Origin of the sequence: Halomonas sp. 707B3 (genome assembly GCF_024158645.1) — a bacterium.
GTDB classification, from domain to species: Bacteria; Pseudomonadota; Gammaproteobacteria; order Pseudomonadales; family Halomonadaceae; genus Vreelandella; species Vreelandella lionensis.
In genome coordinates, this window is the sequence record NZ_JAMZBE010000228.1 from 1 (window position 1) to 3,812 (window position 3,812).

2 protein-coding genes are annotated in these 3,812 nt (G+C 58.7%); one reads left to right on the forward strand and one right to left on the reverse strand.

Annotated features, from left to right (window positions below):
* Positions 1-1,733 (forward strand): TRAP transporter fused permease subunit (locus BIS10_RS17860; RefSeq protein ID WP_253507368.1); only part of this gene is annotated, 1,733 nt, incomplete at its 5' end.
* A gap of 107 nt (positions 1,734-1,840) precedes the next feature.
* Here the strand turns inward: BIS10_RS17860 and BIS10_RS17865 are convergent.
* The coding region (locus BIS10_RS17865; protein WP_253507370.1) for a penicillin-binding protein 1A at positions 1,841-3,812 on the reverse strand (1,972 nt) is incomplete at its 5' end.

Genomic DNA, 3,812 nt, shown 5'->3' on the forward strand with positions numbered 1-3,812 from the left:
CTGGCGGTTATTTGGTCTTCAACCTCGATGCGATATTCAGCCGCGCCGGGTTCTGGAACGAGACCGATATACTCGTCGCCTGCATTGCCACGGTGACCGTGCTGGAAGCCAGCCGCCGTGCAGTGGGCTTCGGTATGACGGTGATTGGCTTATTAGCCATTATCTATGCTTTTGCTGGCCCTCGGGGTGAGCTGCCTTGGCTGGGGGAATGGATGCCCGGGATCATGGAGCACCGTGGGTATAGCCTTGACCGCGTAGCGGGCCAGCTTTACCTGGGCCAAGAGGGCATCTTCGGCCTGCCGCTGGGGGTTGCTGCCACTTATATCTTTATTTTCGTGCTGTTTGGCGCGTTTCTGGAAAGCACTGGCGCGGGTAAGTTCTTTATTGATATGGCGTATGCCGCCACTGGTCGCCAGCGTGGTGGCCCCGCCAAAGCCGCTGTGTTGGCATCGGCGGGCATGGGGTCTATTTCTGGTAGCGCCATTGCTAACGTGGTGACCACCGGCGCTTTTACCATTCCCCTGATGAAAAAGTTGGGCTATCAGCCTAAACAGGCGGGTGGCATTGAAGCGGCAGCCTCTACCGGCGGGCAAATTATGCCGCCGCTGATGGGCGCTGGCGCGTTTTTGATAGCGGAATATACCAATACGCCGTACCTGGAAATCGTCAAAATCAGTATTTTGCCGGCGATTATGTACTTTGCGACGGTGTACCTGTTCGTGCACATCATTGCCTTGAAGCAAGGCATGCAGGGCTTGCCGAAAAGCGAGCTGCCGCAGATGCGTCAGGTCATGAAAGATGGCTGGCACTTCCTGCTACCGCTGGCGGTGTTGGTATGGCTGCTCGCCATGAGTATGTCGCCCATGCGGGTGGGCTATTACGCCGTGGTGACCATGGTGATAGTGGCGGTGATGCGCTACGCGCTGTGGTACTTCTTTGTGGCACCTAAGCAAGGCCAGCCAGTGACCGTTGAGCGTACCAAGTCGGTGATTTGGGCGGGGCTAGTGAAGCTAGTACAAGGCTTGGAGCTTGGCGCGCGCAATGCGGTGGCGGTCTCTATGGCCTGTGCGGTGGCGGGCATTATCGTTGGGGTGGTGGGCCTGACCGGCCTGGGTCTGAAATTCTCCTCCATGATGCTGGCGTTCTCCGGCGGTAACCTAGTGCTGGCGCTGTTGATGGTGCTGTTGGCGAGCCTGATTCTGGGTATGGGCCTGCCGGTGACCGCGAGCTACATCGTGCTGATTGTGCTGGTTGGTCCTGCGTTAACGTCCGAATTTGGCGTACCGTTACTGATCGCGCACTTAGTGGTGTTCTGGTACTCCCAGGACTCGAATGTGACGCCACCGATTGCCTTGGCAGGGTTTGCGGGGGCTGCGATTGCGGGCAGTAAACCCATGGAGACGGGCTTCCAGGCTTGGAAGTTTGCCAAAGGGCTCTATCTGATTCCGCTGTTTATGGTCTTCAACCCAGAGATCATTATTGGTGGTCCGGTGCTGGTGGTGGCCTGGAACGCGGTCATTGCACTGCTCGCGCTCTGTGCGTTTGCTGCATCCCTTGAGGGCTACCTGTTTACGCGTATGTCCTGGCTGCCGCGCTTAGCCATTGGTGGGGCCATTTTTGGGGTGTTCTACCCGAACCTCTGGACAGAAATTGCTGGGGTCGTGGTGATGATTGTGATCATTGCCGCCAACTGGCAGGCCAGTAAGCGTGAGGCTACGCCGGTCACTGGTTGATCCGGTTAGCGTGACGATAAAAGGCGTCCTATAAAAAAGCCCGGAAACTTAGGTTTCCGGGCTTTTGCTTGAGTAGCTAGCCCGTAGGCTAGCCGGTGGTTAGCGAATTAGAAGATCGACTCTGCGGTGCCCGAGCCTTGTGAACCGCTGGCCTCTTCAAGCTCTTGGCTAATACGGCGGGTCTGGAAGTCTGGCAGGTGATCCTGGTGGAACAGCTCCGAGATACCGCCTGACTGGTCATCGTGCAGGCGACGGCCGGTATTCGGATCCACCCGAGCAGTGACGATAGTGTCAGGACGCTCTGGTAGCGCAGAGGGCGTACCTTCCAGCGCATCACCCATGAAGTCGATCCAAATCGGTAGTGCTGCATTCGCGCCGTACTCGGCAATGGTGTCGTTGCTGTCTTTACCGACCCACACCGTTGTCACGAGATTGCTGTTGAAACCGGCAAACCAAGCGTCCCGCTGGCTGTTGGTCGTACCGGTTTTACCGACGATATCCTCACGATTAAGACTCAGCGCTGCCCGGCCCGTGCCCGATGTGATGACGTCGCGCAGCATGTCACGCAGGATGTACACCGCGGCGGCGTCGGCAACGCGGGGCGCCACTGGGTAGCTTTTGCCATCAATCTCGACGGTCTCCTGGCCTTCGGCGCAGTTAACGCAGGCGACTTGGGGAGTGGCTTCATCGATGATCTCGTTGTCATCGTCACGGGTGACGCGCTCAATAAACCAAGGGGCGACTTGGAAGCCACCATTGGCGATCACCGCGTAGGCGTTGGTCATCTCCATCGGCGTAAGGCTGGCGCTGCCTAGTGCCAGTGACAGGCCACGGGGCAGGCGCTCAGGCGCAAAGCCAAACCCTTCCAGGTACTGAATAGTGTGGTCGAGCCCCATGGTTTGCAGAACGCGAATGGTGACGAGGTTGCGCGAACGCGCGAGCGCAGGTCGCAGGCGCATCGGCCCTTGGAAGTCACGGCTGGAGTTCACCGGGCGCCACAGCGAATCGCTGCCGTCGTCCAGCACCACCGGCGCGTCATTAACCACACTGGCGGCGTTCATTTCGCCATCTTGCAGCGCGGCGAGGTAGATGAACGGCTTGAAGATAGAGCCAGACTGGCGCTGCGCCTGAACGGCACGGTTGAACTTGCTGGCGTTGAAATCAAAACCGCCTTGAAGCGCCAGAATAGCGCCGGTGCGCGGGTCTTGCGCCACCAGCGAGCCCTCGGCATCCGGTCGCTGGGAAAGACGCAGCGTACCGTCGTCGGTTTCCATTACGCGAATCAGGTCACCACGCTTGGCAATCTGGTCGGCGCTGCTGGGTTCGGCACCACGGCTACGCGGGCTTAAGTAGGGCTGTGCCCAGCTTAGGCCATCCCAGGCAATGGTTTGCAGCTCACCGCCGCGGGTTAATACCTGCATTTCACGGCCGCTGCTCTCTACCACAATCGCGGGCTGTAGCAGACCGTAGTTGGGCGTGCGCTCCAGTACTTGAAGCCAGTTGCTCACATCGCCATCTACGCCTTCGACTTCTGTTTGGCTACGTTGCGCTGCCTGACGGGCAGTTTGGCGAATCTCAGGCGACTCAGATAGCTCCTCTTCCAAGCCTTGGGTGTTGGTCTGCTCTTGAGCTTCTACCAAGCTGGGCGCGATGTCCTCTTGCTCGGCGCCGCGCCAGCCGTGGCGTAGGTCGTACTCGATCAGGCCGTTGGCCAGTGCTTGGCGGGCAAACGGCTGCAGCTCGCTATCAATAGTAGTGTAAATACGGTAGCCGCCGGTGTAGGCGTCATCGCCAAAGCGCTCAATGGCATACTGGCGAGCCATCTCTGCCACATAGGCCGCGTCCACTTCGGCTTGGGTGTAATGGCGGCGAGCGGTGACCGGCTCTTGCACGGCATTTTGGTAGATATCGTTATCGATATAACCAAGCTCGCGCATACGGAACAGAATCCAATTACGACGGATCAGCGAGCGCTCAGAGTTCGCCAGTGGGTTAAAGGCAGAAGGCGCTTTGGGTAGCCCAGCAATCATGGCGGTTTCGGCCAGGCTCAGCTCGGCAAGCGGCTTGTCGTAGTAAGTC